This window comes from Brasilonema sennae CENA114 (assembly GCF_006968745.1).
Lineage (GTDB): Bacteria > Cyanobacteriota > Cyanobacteriia > Cyanobacteriales > Nostocaceae > Brasilonema > Brasilonema sennae.
Genome location: NZ_CP030118.1, coordinates 2138114 through 2155928 on the forward strand (window position 1 = coordinate 2138114; position 17815 = coordinate 2155928).

Below are 17815 nucleotides of genomic sequence, written 5' to 3' on the forward strand. Positions count from 1 at the left end.
GTTGTAGTAGATAGCTAAAAAACCTTATTCTCGTGAACAGCACTGCCTAATCATGACCTTAGAAATGAGGCATAGCTTACTCTACGAAATCTTTAACTTGGAGAAACCAAGTGAATTCTAAACAGCCACATTTTCATCCTTTGCTTAAACAGCATTATTTGCCTGACCAGCGCTCATTTGTCAGCTGGATAGTCATTTCCGGTTTCGTGTTGCTGAATGTCGCCTTTTATTTTGCAGGCGCAGCCAAGCTGCGCCTCATTTTCCCCATATCATCTTTTGTTGTAGCTATATTTTTATACTTACGGCATCCCATTCTCTACTTGGGCTTTGCCTGGTGGATGTGGTTTCTATCAGCATTAGTTGCTCGTTTGATTGATTTTCGTGCTGGTTGGGATCCAAGTCGTCAGGTGCTTATTGCTCCATACTTAGTAACTTTAGTTACACTAGCAACAACTCTAAAATACCTTCCCAGTGCTTCTCGTCAAGGAGGTTTACCTTTTGTTTTTGCTTTTGTAGGTGTGTGTTATGGGCTTCTTGTAGGACTGGTTTACAACTCACCGATCGCCATAGCACGAAGTCTTCTAGATTGGCTATCTCCGGTCATTTTTGGATTCCATTTATTCATGTGCTGGCGTGATTACCCTAGCTATCGTCAGAATATTCAACGCACATTCTTTTGGTGTGTGTTCCTGACAGGACTATACGGTGTGTATCAATTCGTGGTGGCACCTGAGTGGGACAAATATTGGCTCATACAATCAAAAATGAATACCAGTTCTGGTAACCCAGCGCCCTTCCAGATGCGGGTATGGAGCACAATGCACTCAGTCGGTCCCTATGGAGCTGTGATGCAAGCAGGGTTGCTGTTATTGTTTAGTGGTGGCTCCTCAGGACCTTTAAACTTTCCCGCTTCTGCATTCGGCTACTTATCATTCCTACTGACTCAGGCACGTACTAACTGGGGAGGCTGGTTAATGGGGCTGGCTATGATTTTTGGTTCTGTGAAAGCGCAAACTCAAATGCGCTTGATTGCTATCATTTTGGCAATGGGATTGTGTGTCATTCCATTAGCAACCATAGAGCCATTCGCTAGTGTTGTTGGCAGTCGTTTTGAAAGTTTTTCTAATCTTGAAAATGATGGTAGCTTGAAAGATAGATCCGGGAGCTATGACAGAAACCTGAGTGTTGCCTTATCTAATGTCTTCGGCAATGGATTTGGAAATACCTGGAAATTTAATGAAAAAACTGGTCAAATAGAAGTCTTTGTTATTGATAGTGGCGTATTAGATATGTTCTTCACGCTGGGCTGGTTGGGAGCTATTCCTTATATCACTGCACTTGTGATGATTATCACTAATATATTCAAGTATACTGAATCTCGCTTCGATAGTTTTGTGAGTGCTTCTCGCGCCATTGGTGTGACTGCTTGTGCTCAGCTCGTTATTGGTAGCGGTATGTTAAGTATAGCAGGCATGATTCTTTGGGGATTTTTTGGTATCACTATGGCAGCACATAAATACTATCAGCATCAAGGAATAACTGCACCCACCTATCCGCAGCAGCCAGAAATCATTGGATCTCAAGAAAGGTCTACGATATGAAAGTAATTATTATTATGCCGCTAGCAGAACAACGTGGCGGTAGTGAAATGACGCTTCGGGATTTGATGCAGGAGGGACGCAACGCAGGAGTCGAATGGCTGGTCATATTCCTAGAAGATGGTCCGATGGTTGAGCTGTTTCGGAAGTTTGGTGTGGATGCACGAGTTGTGCGGGGTGGGCGCGTGCGTGAAGTGCACCGTTTGTTAATGAGTGCGATCGCCATAGCTTCCATTGCCAGACGCGAACATGCAAATGTGATCATCAGTTGGATGTGGTTAGCCCACTTAACAGGGGGACTGGCAGCATTGCTAGCCGGCATACCTGCAATGTGGTATCAGCAGGAAATTCCAGATAACAAAAACTTTCTCAAGCGCCTGGTTAATCTCATGCCAGCTCGTGGTGTCGTCACAATCACCAAAGCAATACAAAGCGCCCAATCTCAAATTTTACCAGAGCGACCAGTTTACTTAGTTAACCCTGGCGTAGCACTAGATCGGTTTAATCCTTCTGATTTACCTTCTCCTAGTGAAGCACGTTCCAAGCTGGGTTTACCGTTAGACGGTCCTTTGATTGGCATTGTTGGACGAATGCAGCGTTGGAAGGGAATACACGTTCTTGTCGAGGCAATGCCTAAAGTGTTGCAAAAGTATCCTAATGCCCATTGTGTCGTCGTTGGAGGTAAGCATGATTTGGAGCCAGATTATGAGGACTTTTTGAACGAGAAAATAGCAACTTTGGGGCTTCCAGAGAAAGTACTCCTGGCTGGACTACAGCGCAACATTCCAGAGTGGGTGCAGGCAATGGATGTTTTTGTTCATGCTTCAGATAATGAGCCATTTGGTATTGTCATTATCGAGGCGATGGCTTTAGGCAAACCCATTATTGCTGGTAATGCCGGAGGACCAACAGAAATCATCACAAATGGTCTAAACGGATTACTCACACCCTATGGAGATGCAAACGCACTGGCTGATGCAATTCTTCGCTACCTGAACGACCAAGAATTTGCTCGCACTGCTGCCCAAGCAGCACGGCAACGTGCCCTTGATTTCTCTACCCAGCGTTACGCTCAAAACTTTATTCATGCCCTCCGTTCTGCTGTATGAAAAGTTTTAGCTTCTTCTCAAAAGGGGTGTCTTTACACTTTTTAAATTGCTCATCTTAGAGTCAGAAGGGAGTCATATCAAATCCAGGTAAATGCATATAGTTAAAGCGTTGCATAAGCGTTGAGATTTATGGATTTATGCGCAAACTGTGGATAATCAAGCGGATTTGAGATAATTCTCTATAAACATGAGCTTAATATTTTGCAATCCTCTTGGCTGAAAAGCTCTGAGCACGACTATATTATTACCAATTATTAAGCTCAAGTTTACAGAGAAATTCATATAACACTGAACCATTATTAATGCTAAAACTCAATATCAAACTGCACTAATTGCACTATAGTTGGTCAATAATTCACGATATGTAGCTAGTGTTTCCTTATTAACTCGGGCAGCACTAAAGCGCTCTAAATTTAACTTTGCTTGGCATTTCCACTGGTCTAATTCAGAAGGATTGCTGAGTAATTTCGTCAAAGCCTTTGCCAAAGCATGACTATCTTTAGGTGGCACCAGAAGACCAGCCTGTCGATTATCTAATGTTTCAGGAATTCCGTCTACATCGCTGGCAACAATGGCGCACCCTGCTTCCCGCGCTTCTGTCAAAACCAAACCGAAAGATTCGCAGTATGAAGCAAGCACGAAAATATCACTTGCTAGCATATACCGTTGCGGCTCTGGCTGGAAACCTTCAAAATGAATGCGATCGCTAACAGCTGTACTTTGCGCCTTTGCTTCAAATATTGCGCGATCTGGACCATCTCCCACCACATACAGATGAGCATCAGCAAACTCAGTAGCAATTTCTACAAATGCATCAATTAACTCACCAATTCCTTTGCGTTTATACATCCCTGCTACAGTGGTAATAGCAGGACGGTGTAAGGGTAGAGGCTGACATTCTGTAATGTTAGGATGACGAGGAGTGCCCAATGTGCCGTTGGACACTACCCGTAATTTATGCTTCGGTATACCACGCTTTACCATTGAATCGGCTACTGCACTGCTGACAGCAATGACACGATCAGCTAATCCCATCAGTATTGCGCTTCGCTGAAACTCATTATGCACTGTAGACACTAAACCATAGGAGGACATTCTCAAAAGTGCACCGAGCACAACTCCTGTCATCATATGGGCATGGACGATATCTGGCTGAAATTCTTGTAAAATACCCCAATAATGCCATGCAGCTTTGGCAACATTAAGCGGCGTTCTCGACTGATTTAGTTGAAAGTGTCTAACACCATAACGTTCCAGTAATGTTTCATATTCTCCTCCAGCAGATGCCACAGCGACATCGTAACCAAGCTTGGCTTGCAAGCAGGCTAAGTCTATCGCAACATTAACAATACCGTTACCTATTTCTTGGACGTGGTTTGTAATATGTAGTATCCGCATTTCTGTCCTCTCCACAGTGGTTGCTTGTGATACATAATTGCTTCTTCTTAAGAATCGTATAAAATCTTCTAGTTGTAAATACGTATTAATAAGCATTTTTTACTACTTTTACTCAACTTTAAAAAAGATTTCATAAGATCCTAAAAATCGCTTCACAAAGCCACGAGGTAAGCCTTCAAGTTGAGAACAGTAAGAGGCGATCGCCTTGCTTTTTTTATGTTGGACTGATTCTATAGAGAGTCGGTAAGCAGCTGCTATATCATGCAACTTAAGCATAATAAATAGAGGTGCTCTCCACAATAACCAAATAGGATATTGTAGGAGTTCTACTTTGATCCCTACTTGAGCAATTGCTTCTTTGACAAGTTCATATGTCGCCTCATGATCTTTATGGCAATCTTTTCTGTGAGGAACGTAAATTTCTTCTGGTTGAGAAAATTTTATGAGTTCAGCCAACTGCTGAATTGTTTGTTCCCGTTGCTCTTTTTGTAAATCTTGCAAAGTTCCGTCTGGCTTTTCCAAAAAGTGAATTTTTGAGGTTTCTACTCCCAAAATTTCTAAAGCTTTTACCGCCTCTTGTTTGCGAATGTGGACGATTTTTTCTTTGATTTGAGAATCGGGACCATGAGAACCCTGTCCATCAGTTAGAAAAGCCACCGTTACTGGTACTCCATGTTCTCGTTTCAGGGCAATCATACCTCCACAACCGAAGGTTTCATCATCTTGATGAGGAGAAAACACCATCGCGGATTTGTTATTAAACGCTGTTGGCTCACTTCCTTTTAGTAAAATCCACCGAAACAGTATTTTAGAGTGAATATCTTGCAGTAGATAAAGCAAGTTATTTGGAATTATTTTTTGTAAAAGTTTAAGAATCTGTTTTATCTGCATAAAAAAATATAGAGTTGCTTGATTTTTTTCTCGATTGCTCTACAATGCTTCGTTGCTATTATCTCTCATGTTTGACATTTTCTTATTCAAGATGTTTTCATTTTTTATAAATACAGTATAAATTTTTCAATTTTATTGTGTTCAACAATACATTTAGTACGGTTAATAAATACACTCAATTTTAAGCATATAGATTATGACCATGCGACTATAGTGTCATGACGTTATCAAATACAACTAAAGAAAAAACAGGCAAAGCCTGTGATAATTGCTTCGTTATTCAATTCCAAAGGAATTTGGGAACAAGTGTAAAAAACAATCATCAACTTATCGCGGTAACTGATACATAATCACCTTTCCTTTCAAATCTTCCTCAACAAATACTATGTACTCTCCATTTGATCGGCGAAAAGCACGGATACCATAAGGTATGTCAATCCAGCCACTTTCACCAGCTACTTCTGGACCTGGTTTGAACTTTTGTACTTGTTCTCCTGTCGCGGCTTTGTAAACGTATACCTCTGACGTTTTCAATGTTACAGCAAATACATAATCTCCAGCGACACTCATCGCTGCTGTCATCACTTCGCGCTTTCCAGTTGTGTCATAAGGGATCACGGTTCGCCACCGGGGAGTGCGGTTTCCTTTATTCCAGTTGTCATAACGTATAATTTCAGAACCAACGACTCCAGCATCATCTCCAATCGGAGGATGTTCTTTGGTAAAGCCTGATAAATACATGGTGTCTGTATCAGGAAAATACTCAATCCTTCGCAAATCTGTAATTTGGTTAGGAGTTGTCTCCTTTTTCATAGAACTGTTGGAATAAATCGGGTTACCCTTTTGATCTAGCCCCTGTACAACAAAATGCAGGATACCAACTTTCGTTCGCAGAGTTTTCCATAAGTCGCCTTTGCTATCTACCCACCATCCTCCAAGGTAAGGATAATCTAGGGTTCTAGTATCATATTCACCCTGATCAAAAGCACCGTTACCGTTGCGATCCCGCCAGATCCAATCCTTTTCTTCCTGAGGTTGATTAGACAGCCAACTTTGAACGGGCTTACCATGATTCATGGATGTAGCAGAAAACATAGCAGATGGTATTGCAATATAACCATCTGTAGCTGGATTAAAACGATAAACTTCCATAAAGCTAGCATACATATCTGTGAGATACATAAAGGGTTTCCCCTGAATGCGGCGGAAGAAAACTGAAGTTGGCGATGTATGGAGGCGTGGATCTTGGGGGTACTTAAAAGGATTTAAGGTGTAAGCCTTGTAACTCCATTGTTTACCGGATGGTTTTTTGTAGTCCATCTGGAAGTATTCATGCTTGGTGTATACCTCTACGCCATCACTTTGAGGATCTGTATCTGCATTATCCACAAAGTGCAAACCCAGCAACTGCCATTGTAACTTTCCTGACGGCGAAAATTTTCTTAAGTCGGTTCCTGAATTATTGAAACCATTACTATTTACATAGATATTACCTGTTGCATCTGTACCCACCCCACTAATTCCGTAAAATTTTAAATTTCCAATGTCACCAGGAACACCAGCATAAACGCCCCCCTCGACTCCGAAAGTTCCTACTTTTGCTGGCTTACCTGTAATTTTATAAATTAATATTTGCTGACGAGGTCCATTTTCTGCGACCAAAAGTCTGCCTTGATTGTCGAGTGCGATCGCACTTGGATCAACAACATCAGCAATAACCTCACCCAAACGCTTTCCTTGGCTTGAATAATGTAAAATCTGAGCAGGGCTACTGCCATTCTTGCTTTGTATAATCCACAAATTTCCCTGCTTATCAACTGTCATCTGTTTTGGATTGGGAACAGAAAAATTCCGGACTTCCGTCATTGTGTCAGTGTTGTAGACATTAACGCGGTTTGCCTCAGAAATACCCACATATAACTCTTTCCCTACTATTGCTAATCCTGTGACTGGGCTTTTTGCACTGACAATCATCATACTCTTGTCATAGCCACGCCCTCCAGCAAAACCCGCAGGCTTTCCAGACAAAGTATAGCGTCTGACACAGTGCCAAGCTGTTTTTTCTGGTGGGTAATCTTCTGGTATCTTGCCCATTGATCCCTGCACCATAGCAAGGTAAATATATTTATCATTAATTGTTATGGCTTTGCCGCCTACACGACTCCAACCATGAAGCTCAAAGTCAGGCCCTATAACATCACCATCCTTATATATTCCTGCTTCTCTTCCAGCTTCGTCCCAAGTGCTGTTGGTGTAAACCGTGCCATCAGAACCGACATACATTCCCTCTACATAATTTTGCACCCATTTCTTACCACCACCATAAGTATTACCTATCCAAGATGTTGTGTAGGGTTTTGTAGCAGGTATGACTGTGGCTGTAAAGTACAATGTAATACTTGTAGCAGTTATTAGACATAAAAAAAACTTGAAAAATTGTCTCAATTGCAAATGAGTATTATTTCGTTGCCTACGATATAGTCCACCCAGATGTGAAATGAATTGATTTTTCATAAAATAACAAAATGCTTAATGACTTCTCAAATATTATTTAGTATCGTTTTACAATGAGGCTGCATAGAATAGGAAATCATTGCATCGTAATTACCCTTACAGGGGTTTTCTGTCATTATCTACATTCAAGAGTGCTCCACGTCTGGTTTTACAAAAACTTTATCAGAATCACACTATTTTTTTAAAATTCAACTTGTTTTGGGATGATACATGTTTTAAATTAGACTTGCAATATCTACTAAAAAACTTAAATAAAAAACAAGACGTATAAGATTCAACTGTTTACTTCCCTAAACAAGTATGGATGATTAAGTAGCCATCATCAACTACGTACACTCCTGAGGATGAAAAATTTTCTCCTCTCTCCCTGCTCCCTTGCTTTTTCAAGTCAGTCATTGATGGGCGATCGCGCCCACAAGCAAGCATGAAAATCTATTTTCATGCTTGCTAATCACGGGAAAATCTCACGAACCTTACATGAAAATAGATTTTCCCTACACCCCTATACCCTTATACCCTTACACCCCTTTTTCAAGTCAGGTGGGCAGGAAAATTTATCCTTAAGACAAGGGAGAGGAAAAAAGGTAGCTATGCTAAAGCGAAGGGAGTTTTAGCCAATTTGACTTTTAGTTACATGCTTGGTGTTTATTTGCGCCTTTCTACTTACTGATTCATAGTTGAGGCAAACTTCAACCATCTGTCACACTTAAAAGTCAATGGTGTCAGGAAGCTTTTCAAGGCAACCTAAATAGCAGGGATTTTTCTGATGCTATTTCACAAAAACGTTTATTATCGTTAATCCTAGAACTTATTACCTTTTTTTGCAAAATGGATACTTAGTGATGAAAACTTGCAATCAAGAACGAACTTCGTCCCGGACGCTCAAATCTGCCTTCATCAGCCGAGACTAACCCTACTCCTACTCATTAATGCACACTGCCTTCTGTTGAGTTTCATCTTCAGTGCAATAAGCCCACTTGCTGACTTCTTCTGTGTATCACCAATGCTAAGCTCGGTGCATGGGCATCCCCTGTTGTTTTCACCTTAAGTTTATCCTTATTTGTTAGGATTCACTCTACTAACTTAAATTCTACGTTATAACCCAACAATCATATGAACTGTTTTGTTCTATAAAAAGATGAGATAAATGAAATGAATTTCTATTAACCTGTAATATTCGGATTATATATCCAGCAACAGAATATATGTATTGTCAGCATGAGTCAGCATACTGAATGAACCCAAAAAAAGGCATTAATCACGAAAACAGTACCAGAGGTAAGCAGCAGTTTAGCGGGGTATACTGCAGGATTTGCCCCATCAATAACGCCTATGCCTGCCTTCATCTGACGACGAACAGTGCTCAGACGTAGATCGACGCTTACCCAAGCGATGGAATTAATACTGTCGGTAGTTGACAACTGAGAAATGTTAAGTAACAAGTAGACACACCCACAACCCTTACTTGGAGAAACATAAGTGGAAGATAATACAAAAAATGCTTTAGAATCTAAGTCTATTTTATGTATAGGACTAGGCTGGTTTCCTAAAACCCCAGGAGGATTGGAACGATATATTTATGAACTGACTCATAAACTAGCAGCAAATCAAGACAAAGTTGAATTATGTGGAGTTGGTCTACCAGAAGCTGAACCAAACTTGCCGATAAAATTGACTAACTTAGCATCACCCAGTAGTCCTATTTGGAAACGATTGTGGTGTATTCGTAATAACTTTCAGAAAACAAGAACTGAAAAACCAGATGTCATTAACTTACATTTTGCACTATATAGTTTCCCGATTTTAGATCTTTTGCCAAAAGGTGTACCTGTCACCTTTAACTTTCATGGTCCTTGGGCTTTTGAGAGTCAAGAAGAAGTTAATGAGAAGAAATTAAGTATTCTTATCAAAGCTAAGCTGATAGAACAAAGAACATATAACCACTGCGATCGCTTTATTGTTCTTAGCAAAGCATTCGGGAATATCTTACACAAAGAGTATCACGTTCCTTGGAACAAAATTCATGTCATCCCTGGGGGAGTTGATATTACTCAGTTTCAACCTAATCTATCACCTCAAGAGGCTCGAACAAAACTAGACTGGCCGCAAGATCGCCCAATTTTATTCACCGCCCGCCGCTTGGTGAATCGAGTTGGACTTGACAAATTATTGGACGCCTTGGCTATTATTAAGCCGAGAATTCCAGATGTTATGCTGGCGATCGCAGGACGTGGACCACTACAAGCAACACTACAACAGCAGGCTACTGAATTAGGACTTGATCATCATGTTAAATTTTTAGGGTTCATGCCTGACGAACTCTTACCTGTTGCTTACCAAGCAGCTGACTTGAGCATCATGCCCAGTCAGTCTTTTGAAGGATTTGGATTGGCAGTAGTAGAATCTTTAGCCTGCGGTACTCCTGTTGTGTGTACTCCGGTTGGAGGAATGCCAGAAATTTTAGAACCATTTTCACCGGATTTCATTACCTCTTCCACAGAAGTTGCAGCCATTGCAGAAAGATTAGAACAGGTGCTATTGGGAAAAGTGCCAACACCTTCACGACAAGCTTGTCGTCAGTACGCTGTCACAAACTTCAACTGGGATAAGATAGCTCAAGATGTACGGCAAGTTCTATTGGCTTAGCTGTAACACAATAACAAGAAAAAACTAAAATCTCTTGAGGCTGCTTTGGTAACTTTTTCCTTTGCAGTCGTACCATATACAAAACCTCGTGCAAAAATCAATTTGAAGAAAATTAAACCACAGATAAACCTTGCCCTTTGTGAGGTGTAGGTATGAGCAAAGCGCGTTTGGTAAGCTTGGGCAGCAGATACACACAGATAAATTATCTGTGTTAATCTGTGGTTCTAAAGATCCATTAATCATACTTCTGCAAGAACAAGAAGTTTACTGTTAATGGCTGCTGATCACTGAAATTATTAAAGATGATATGAAAATTCTCTTCCTAGATCAAAGTGGTAAACCAGGTGGGGCTGAACTGTGTTTAATAGATATCGCCAAACCTTATAAAGATAGCTCTTTAGTGGGATTATTTGCTGATGGTTCTTTTAGAAATTTACTAGAACAAAATCACATTCCGGTTCAAGTTCTCACAAATCAGGTTATACAAGTTCGTAAAGAAAGCAGTTTAGCGCAAGGATTAGGCAGTCTGGCTCAAATTCTGCCTCTGATTTCTAAAGTTGTGCAAAAAGCCAGAGAATTTGATTTAATTTACGCGAATACGCAAAAAGCCTTAGTTGTTGGCGCACTAGCAAGTTTTTTCAGCCGTCGTCCTTTGGTCTATCATTTGCATGATATTCTTTCCCCAGAGCACTTTAGCCAAACCAACCGTCGCATTGCTGTAACTTGCGCCAATCGTTTTGCATCACTCGTCATTGCCAATTCTCAAGCAAGTCAAGCAGGCTTCGTAGCAGCAGGAGGACGTTCAGATATCACTGAAGTGGTTTACAATGGCTTTGACCCGAAAAATTATCAAACCCACGAGTCCGATGTCAGTCAAATTAGACAACAACTGGGGTTAGATGGACAATTTGTTGTCGGACACTTTAGCCGTCTCGCACCTTGGAAAGGACAGCATATATTAATAGAAGCACTCGCACAATGTCCTGTTGATGTCACAGCAATCTTAGTCGGTGACGCACTGTTTGGAGAACAAGAATATGTCCAGCACTTACACCAACAGGTGACAGCGCTGGGACTAGAAAACCGAGTCAAATTTTTAGGATTTCGTTCAGATGTTCCCCTGCTGATGGCGGCAACTGACTTAGTTGCACATACCTCAACCGCCCCAGAGCCGTTTGGTAGAGTGATTGTAGAGGCTATGCTCTGTGGAAAACCTATTGTGGCTGCAAAAGCTGGCGGTGCAGTAGAATTAGTAGAGCACGGTGTCAATGGTTTCTCAGTCACACCAGGAAAACCTGATGAATTAGCACAAGTGATAACCACCTGTCTAAAAGAACCACAGAAGATTGCGACGATCGCTCATCATGCACAAACTACAGCCAGCCAGCGTTTTGATGTCACAGCCATTAATCAGCAAATTGCCGTGCTGCTCAATAAGTTATCAAAAAGAACTCAGAACTCAGAACTCAGAACTCAGGAGAAATAAGTATCGCCAGAGAAAAGCGATGGTTTCTATACACAAATCCTAAACCTTAGAAAGCAGCTTCTAGGACCCAACTACAAACCCACTAATTCATGCGATTCAAAATCTGTGAGTTGTTGAGCTATTGTGAGTCTTGCTTGCAATTTCGCTACGCTAAGCAGGTTGCGCAGATATTCTAAATGGGCAACAGCATTTGCCTTTTCGGTAGTTAATTGTATTAGGGTGTCCATCGCCTTTTGGTATTCTTGATTAACAAGTAACACTTCAAAACGACGAGATTTGCGTTGAGCATCATTTTTCAAATCCATATCAAAGGCGGCGGCGCGATCGGCATTACCTTCAAACCGATTAATTTGCAGCTGAACTGCCATTAATTGAGAGTCTACTTTATTTACTCTTTGGGCAGCTTGAGCGATGTCTTCGACAAGGGCTGTGCCCAACGCCGCTGGATAATGATTCAGTTGGTTTGTTAACATAGATGAATTGTGTTTACGCAATCTTACATACAAAATAGCAAAGACATGGTAAAGAGTGGCTACGGTAAACGGGAAAGGTGAGGGAGTATTTTCTCCCCCGATCTCCCTTTACGCTGCTTCCCTCAGTTGAGGCGCTTGGATAGTCACCTCCCCAATATTTAAGGAAAGCTGTTCAGCGTGAGGTACCGCAGCTTGCTCTAATACTTGAACTTCAATATTCACACTGACTAAATAACTGCCTGTATCAGCACCAACTGCTTCAGCGACTAACTTGGCAATATCTGGGCGTTTAGCAGTCAATGGGTCACGTAAAATACACCGATCCCATTCATGCTTAGCAGTCGGATTAAGGCTGAGAATATAGTGCTTGATCATAGGACAAACCGTTGAACCCATCTCAGAAGGCTGTCACAAACCCGTTTTGTACTTTACTGGGCTTTGTGAACGCTATCTTAATTATAGTATATTTGTACTAAAAATGCGAGTGAGATCGGCTTGGTTATTAGTGATTGCACTACTAACCACTAACAACACATCCTATAGCTTGTCACGGAAGAAAAATGGAAATTCCGGCTTGGTCAAAGGCGATTTTTAAGCGACGGCGATACTCTCTTGCTACACTCCATTGCTTGAGGGGTTGTGTTTTAATCCATACACGAATCAAGAAACCTTTCTCAGCAACAGCAAAATTATCTATTCCCAAAACTTGAGGTGTTTCCAGAATTTGATGATCCCATAGCGGATCTTCATCCATGTCCACACCAACTTTTTGAATTAATTTTATCGCCTGGTCAACATCAGTTTGGTATGCAACTGGGATAGTTAAATCGGCTCTTGACCAGCGACTGGAAAGATTGGCAACTACTTTGATTTCACTGTTAGGAATCGTAATTAAGCGCCCTTCTCCATCCCGCACTTGGGTCATCCGCAGATTCAAGTTTTCGACCAAACCACCGACAGTTCCAACTGTAATATAATCACCTAAGGCGTATTGGTCTTCTAGAATAATCAAAAAGCCATTTATCGCATCTTTAATCAGACTTTGGGATGCCAGGGACACTGCAACACCAACTAGACTTGCACCTGCTAGCAAAGGAACTAGTTCTACACCCAAAGCCCCCAAAGCTAGCAGAGTACCAACTACTATACAGGTAATGGTGGCGATACTTTTGCTAACGCCAGAAATAGTAGAAACTCGCAATTGTATACGTTCGGGAGCTTCTGGAGTCAATAAGACAGCACTATTGACTAAAGCAGAACTGAAGCGGTCAATCAAGGCATAGCTCAGACGTATTACCACATAAGTTCCCAGAGCGACAACACCCAATGTCAACGGAATTTTTGCCCCAACCATAATCCATCCCTGAAGCGCTCGTGTGTAGGGAAATAAACCCAGTATATAAAGACTTCCACCCCCCCAAATCGTTGCTTGGGCTAGCTGATACAGCCGCCTCTTGACCTCTGTAATATGTTTATGTTCTTGTTGATTTAGCTGTATCGTAATCGGTCTAGTTGCTGCTGAAGCCGTGGTAACAGGCTCTGCCTTATATTTTTTGCGACGGTGTTGGTAAGAATAAACCCCCCAACTAAGAACAATCATCGCCACTCCAGCAGCTCCAGCAATTTGACCCTGTTGAATTAAAGAGTTACTTTCTCGCTCCTGCTTTGCGCGTTTCAAACCTTGTTGCAACTTTTCAACGATTTGCTTTGCAACTGTATCGACAGTATCCTGTTGTTGCAGACTGGCATCGTAGTCATTGACGGTCATCAGGTATTGACCATTAAGAAGAATTATTGCAGTTTCAGTTACAGTCGTTTTTCCGTTCTTAGTCGTTGATTTCTTTTCAGGTGTAATCTGTACATTAAGTTCTGCATCAGATTTTTGAAAGTACTCCTGACTTTGTTGATCCAACCTTTGTTGGATATCTTGTAAACGCTTTGTCAAGTTCCCTTTTGGTGCCGCTATCTGAAACAAACCCCTACCATCCAAATTAACCCAACCTTTTTCTGGTGCTTTTTCTAATTCATTAATCAAAAAGTTAGGAGTTTGTAGGTTAGGTAAAAAGGGAATCTGCTGCGCTGTAGCTTTTGGCATCGTGCCAACAGTGATCACTATTGAAGAAAAAGCGATCGCCACAAATTGAAAGCGCAATGGGCACCTCCTTTACTATTTCAACCCTGCTAGCTTAGCTAAAATTTAGCCCGCCTAATCAGCCCCAGTAATTATACTGTCTGTAGTTAGATATTTATCAATTTGATGTTAATAAAAATTTATCTAATTATATATTTTGTAACAAAATAATTATGGGATGTTCCGTTGTTAAGTTATTGGAATGCCACCACCAGCCACCAATCAATCATAAATAACAGAACTCAAGTTGACCTTTGAAAGGGGTGTAGGGGTATGGGGGTGTAAGGGTGTAAGGGGAAGAGAAAATTTTATTTGTTGCCACGCCGCCGGAAGCCCCTGCCCGAAGGGCTTTGACCAAAACGCGCGGGTGTAGGGGAATAAAAGAATAACAAAAGAAAATAAATGCATTTTCCCTATCCCCCAATACGGTTCAGTTAAGAAATTTATCTGTTGAGGCAGGTAGGGGGAGTAGGGGGAGCAGGGGAAGTAGGGAGGAGAGAAAAAAGGCTTATCTGAACTGTATTGCCCTATCCCCTGGTTAGTGCATTTCCCTTACACCCCTAGTTTATTGACATTCGCGTTCTTAAACGTCAAGCTAGTGCAGAGAACCATTAACTAGCTTTTTTGTGAGCAAATCTTGTTTCAGATTGCTAGTCTTGGAATACTCTAGTAGAGTGCGTAAGAATTTACGCCAATTTCTTTGTAATTGAGGAACTATTTGATGACCGCAACTTCTCCCCGATTAAAGCACGAGGTTAAAGACCTCGGCTTAGCTGCCTTGGGAAGACAGCGCATTGAATGGGCTGGACGTGAGATGCCTGTTTTACGGCAAATTCGCGATCGCTTCGCCCAAGAAAAGCCCTTTGCGGGCATTCGCCTTGTGGCTTGCTGCCATGTCACAACAGAAACTGCACACCTAGCAATTGCACTCAAAGCTGGTGGGGCAGACGCTGTGCTGATTGCGAGCAATCCCCTATCAACTCAAGACGACGTAGCTGCAAGTCTCGTCGCTGATCATGAAATTCCAGTCTTTGCCATCAAAGGTGAAGATAACGAAACATACAACCGCCACGTACAAATTGCTTTAGACCATCGCCCCAACATTATTATTGATGACGGTTGTGATGTCGTCGCCAGCCTGGTACAAAAACGCCAGCACCAACTTGCTGACATTATTGGTACCACAGAAGAAACCACAACAGGAATTGTGCGACTCCGCGCCATGTTTAGAGATGGCGTTCTCACGTTCCCCGCAGTCAACGTCAACGACGCTGACACCAAACACTTTTTTGACAACCGCTACGGTACCGGACAATCAACCCTAGACGGTATTATCCGCGCCACCAACGTTCTGCTTGCTGGTAAAAACGTTGTCGTTGTTGGTTACGGCTGGTGCGGTAAAGGTACAGCATTACGGGCGCGAGGACTCGGTGCTAACGTGATTGTCACCGAAATTGACCCCATCAGAGCAATTGAAGCGGTGATGGATGGCTTCCGCGTCCTGCCAATGGAACAAGCTGCACCCCAAGGTGATTTGTTTATCACTGTGACTGGTAACAAGCACGTCATTCGTGGTGAGCATTTCGACGTGATGAAAGACGGCGCGATCGTCTGTAACTCCGGTCACTTTGACATTGAATTGGATCTTGTCGCCTTGGGAAGTAAAGCCAAGGAAGTCAAGACAGTACGTCCCTTTACCCAAGAGTATCGCCTGCAAAATGGCAAATCTGTTGTAGTTCTGGGTGAAGGACGCTTGATTAACCTCGCCGCAGCAGAAGGACATCCTAGCGCGGTGATGGATATGAGCTTCGCCAACCAAGCTTTGGGTTGCGAATACCTCGTGAAAAATAAAGGTAACCTGGAACCCGGTATCCACTCAATTCCAACAGAAGTGGATCAAGACATTGCACGGCTGAAATTGCAGGCGATGGGAATTAAGATTGATACCCTCACAGAAGATCAAATTGAGTACACAAACTCTTGGACTTCTGGAACCTAAGCGTAGCTTAGAGTTTTAGAGGATCTAAAAGAGTGATCGCTCTTTGAGTATGACGAATGGTGGGATAGGCAAGTTGCTTATCCCGCTTTTTTTGCAAGGTAGCGATCGCCCAGAAGCAATCCTAGCAAAAACACCTGGCGAATAGAATTCGCAGCTACACAAGCGAAGTCCGCCTGCGCGGACTACTCCCTTCCCGCCAGAAGATTACCTATTAAAAACCGCCAAGAACGCCAAGGTTCAGAATCGGTAATTTTGTACCGGGAAGGGAGTAATTACAGCCTGCGTAGGCAGGCTTTGTTTGTATAGCCCCAGACTTCCAGTCTGCGGGCAATTTGCACATTTGGGATGCTCCCCTTATTCTCCGCCTTGTGTCTCCCGCTTGGGCCTACCGTTACTCTTTTGTTCATTACTACCAGCACCTCTATCTTTGTCATCAAGTTTCCTCTTCTAGCCGCTGTTCCACATACTTCTGAACTAAAGGCACTTGGAACTCAACACCTTCTTTACACAAAATTTCTTTGCGCACGAGTTTTCGCACAGATGCTTTGTCTTGTGTTGTGGGCGTTTCTCCTTGAAGGAGACGCTGGAGTAAGTTGCGATCGCCCTCCGTAAAACCTGTCCACAATTCCCGAAAATACTGATCTCCCCGTTCCAGAACTGTGGGAATAACTGTCTCTACATCGTGTACAGTCGCTTTGATGGTAGCGGCGTCTCGCTTATTTTGCCTGATATCACGGTTCAGCAACTCCACCACTTCGTAACAGATGTCTAACAGTTGGGGTAAAACCAAACCGAGTTCTTTTGGCCGAGGTGAGGGAATCCAAGCGAGTTCTTCAGTCATATTTGCGATATCGCTGAGAGTTTGACAACTATTGAGGCGAGTAACAGCGATATTAGCCATTGCCTGAACTGCAACCTGCTGCTGGTTAGTAGAATTTATCAGGTAATCAATTGTTTCACGAGCAGCAATTGGGTTTTCTCGATAAGCCTCGACAATTATCTCACCTATGAAAGGTAAGGGTAAGCGGGTGAGTTCGTCAAAGGAAGCTATCACCAGCATTAAACTGTTGCTATCCATCAAAGAGCGCAAGTTGTTATAAAACCCATCATCGAATTCGCTCTTGTTCTGAAATAATGTCTTAAAGTCATCCAAGCAAAGAACAGGCAATAAGTTTTGATTGTTATTTTGATTTTGGTTGTTATTTTGGTTTTGAATTTGATTTTTAAATTGTGCGATCGCCGTCGAAAATGCCAAGCGGTTCAGAGGGTTGACTTTCAAAGCAGTCATTAAACTTGGTATGGCTCGCACAGCAGGACGACGCAGCAACTCCTGCGCCACAGCGACATAGAAATCCTCTTCTCGTTGACACACAACACTTTGAAGCGACAGATAAATCACCACATAACGGCTGGGATCTTGCACTCGCTGCTCCCAAGTCTGGAAAAATTGATACAGCAGCGAAGACTTGCCAATTCGTTAATTGGCAAGAACGGCTAAGAGAATTTGTTGACAAACTTATCTCAGACGTACCCAGAAATGAGTAGCAATGGGTGTAGGGGGTAGGAATTA

General features: G+C 42.2%; 13 protein-coding genes. 5 read left to right on the plus strand and 8 right to left on the minus strand.

The annotated features are described in order from the left end of the window. The first annotated feature begins 110 nt into the window (after window positions 1-110). Together DP114_RS09040 and DP114_RS09045 are read left to right on the plus strand one after the other, a co-directional pair. The gene (locus DP114_RS09040; RefSeq protein ID WP_169266399.1) at window positions 111-1601 is read left to right on the plus strand and encodes an O-antigen ligase domain-containing protein; all 1491 of its coding nucleotides are present in this window, start codon (window positions 111-113) and stop codon (window positions 1599-1601) included. Continuing rightward, window positions 1598-2707, plus strand: coding sequence for a glycosyltransferase (locus DP114_RS09045; protein ID WP_169266398.1), 1110 nt, complete (start codon window positions 1598-1600; stop codon window positions 2705-2707). Before DP114_RS09040 ends, DP114_RS09045 begins: the two co-directional genes overlap by 4 nt. A 318-nt stretch (window positions 2708-3025) precedes the next feature. Here DP114_RS09045 and DP114_RS09050 read toward each other — a convergent pair whose 3' ends face one another. From DP114_RS09050 to DP114_RS09065, 4 genes are all read right to left on the minus strand, one after another. After that, a complete protein-coding gene (locus tag DP114_RS09050; protein WP_169266410.1) occupies window positions 3026-4105 on the minus strand; it encodes a glycosyltransferase family 4 protein in 1080 nt (359 codons plus the stop codon). Between the two features lie 108 nt (window positions 4106-4213). After that, window positions 4214-4996 carry a PIG-L deacetylase family protein gene (locus tag DP114_RS09055; protein ID WP_169266397.1) on the minus strand — a complete coding sequence of 261 codons (783 nt, stop codon included), beginning with the start codon at window positions 4994-4996 and terminating at the stop codon, window positions 4214-4216. Between the two features lie 327 nt (window positions 4997-5323). After that, a complete protein-coding gene (locus DP114_RS09060; RefSeq protein ID WP_171975936.1) occupies window positions 5324-7510 on the minus strand; it encodes an NHL repeat-containing protein in 2187 nt (728 codons plus the stop codon). 1223 nt (window positions 7511-8733) lie between these two features. Beyond that, on the minus strand, window positions 8734-8931 hold the full coding sequence (locus tag DP114_RS09065) for a hypothetical protein (protein ID WP_169266395.1): 198 nt from the start codon (window positions 8929-8931) through the stop codon (window positions 8734-8736). A gap of 58 nt (window positions 8932-8989) precedes the next feature. Here DP114_RS09065 and DP114_RS09070 point away from each other — a divergent pair, with 58 nt between their 5' ends. Beyond that, a complete protein-coding gene (locus DP114_RS09070) occupies window positions 8990-10156 on the plus strand; it encodes a glycosyltransferase family 4 protein (RefSeq protein ID WP_171975937.1) in 1167 nt (388 codons plus the stop codon). A 307-nt stretch (window positions 10157-10463) separates the two neighbouring features. After that, the gene (locus tag DP114_RS09075; protein WP_171975938.1) at window positions 10464-11642 is read left to right on the plus strand and encodes a glycosyltransferase family 4 protein; all 1179 of its coding nucleotides are present in this window, start codon (window positions 10464-10466) and stop codon (window positions 11640-11642) included. A gap of 71 nt (window positions 11643-11713) precedes the next feature. Here DP114_RS09075 and DP114_RS09080 read toward each other — a convergent pair whose 3' ends face one another. The 3 genes from DP114_RS09080 to DP114_RS09090 form a co-directional block, all read right to left on the minus strand. Then, the gene (locus DP114_RS09080; protein ID WP_171975939.1) at window positions 11714-12115 is read right to left on the minus strand and encodes a hypothetical protein; all 402 of its coding nucleotides are present in this window, start codon (window positions 12113-12115) and stop codon (window positions 11714-11716) included. Between the two features lie 108 nt (window positions 12116-12223). Next, window positions 12224-12490: a hypothetical protein gene (locus DP114_RS09085; protein WP_169266392.1), complete on the minus strand. Its 267-nt coding sequence runs from the start codon at window positions 12488-12490 to the stop codon at window positions 12224-12226. 172 nt (window positions 12491-12662) lie between these two features. Next, window positions 12663-14210, minus strand: coding sequence for a mechanosensitive ion channel family protein (locus DP114_RS09090; RefSeq protein ID WP_169266408.1), 1548 nt, complete (start codon window positions 14208-14210; stop codon window positions 12663-12665). 757 nt (window positions 14211-14967) lie between these two features. Here DP114_RS09090 and ahcY point away from each other — a divergent pair. Continuing rightward, window positions 14968-16245, plus strand: a complete 1278-nt coding sequence (gene ahcY / locus DP114_RS09095; protein ID WP_169266391.1) for an adenosylhomocysteinase — start codon at window positions 14968-14970, stop codon at window positions 16243-16245. Between the two features lie 433 nt (window positions 16246-16678). On the opposite strand, the gene DP114_RS34820 is transcribed toward ahcY, so the two are convergent. Next, window positions 16679-17668, minus strand: coding sequence for a hypothetical protein (locus DP114_RS34820; protein ID WP_246163092.1), 990 nt, complete (start codon window positions 17666-17668; stop codon window positions 16679-16681). Between the last annotated feature and the right edge of the window lie 147 nt (window positions 17669-17815).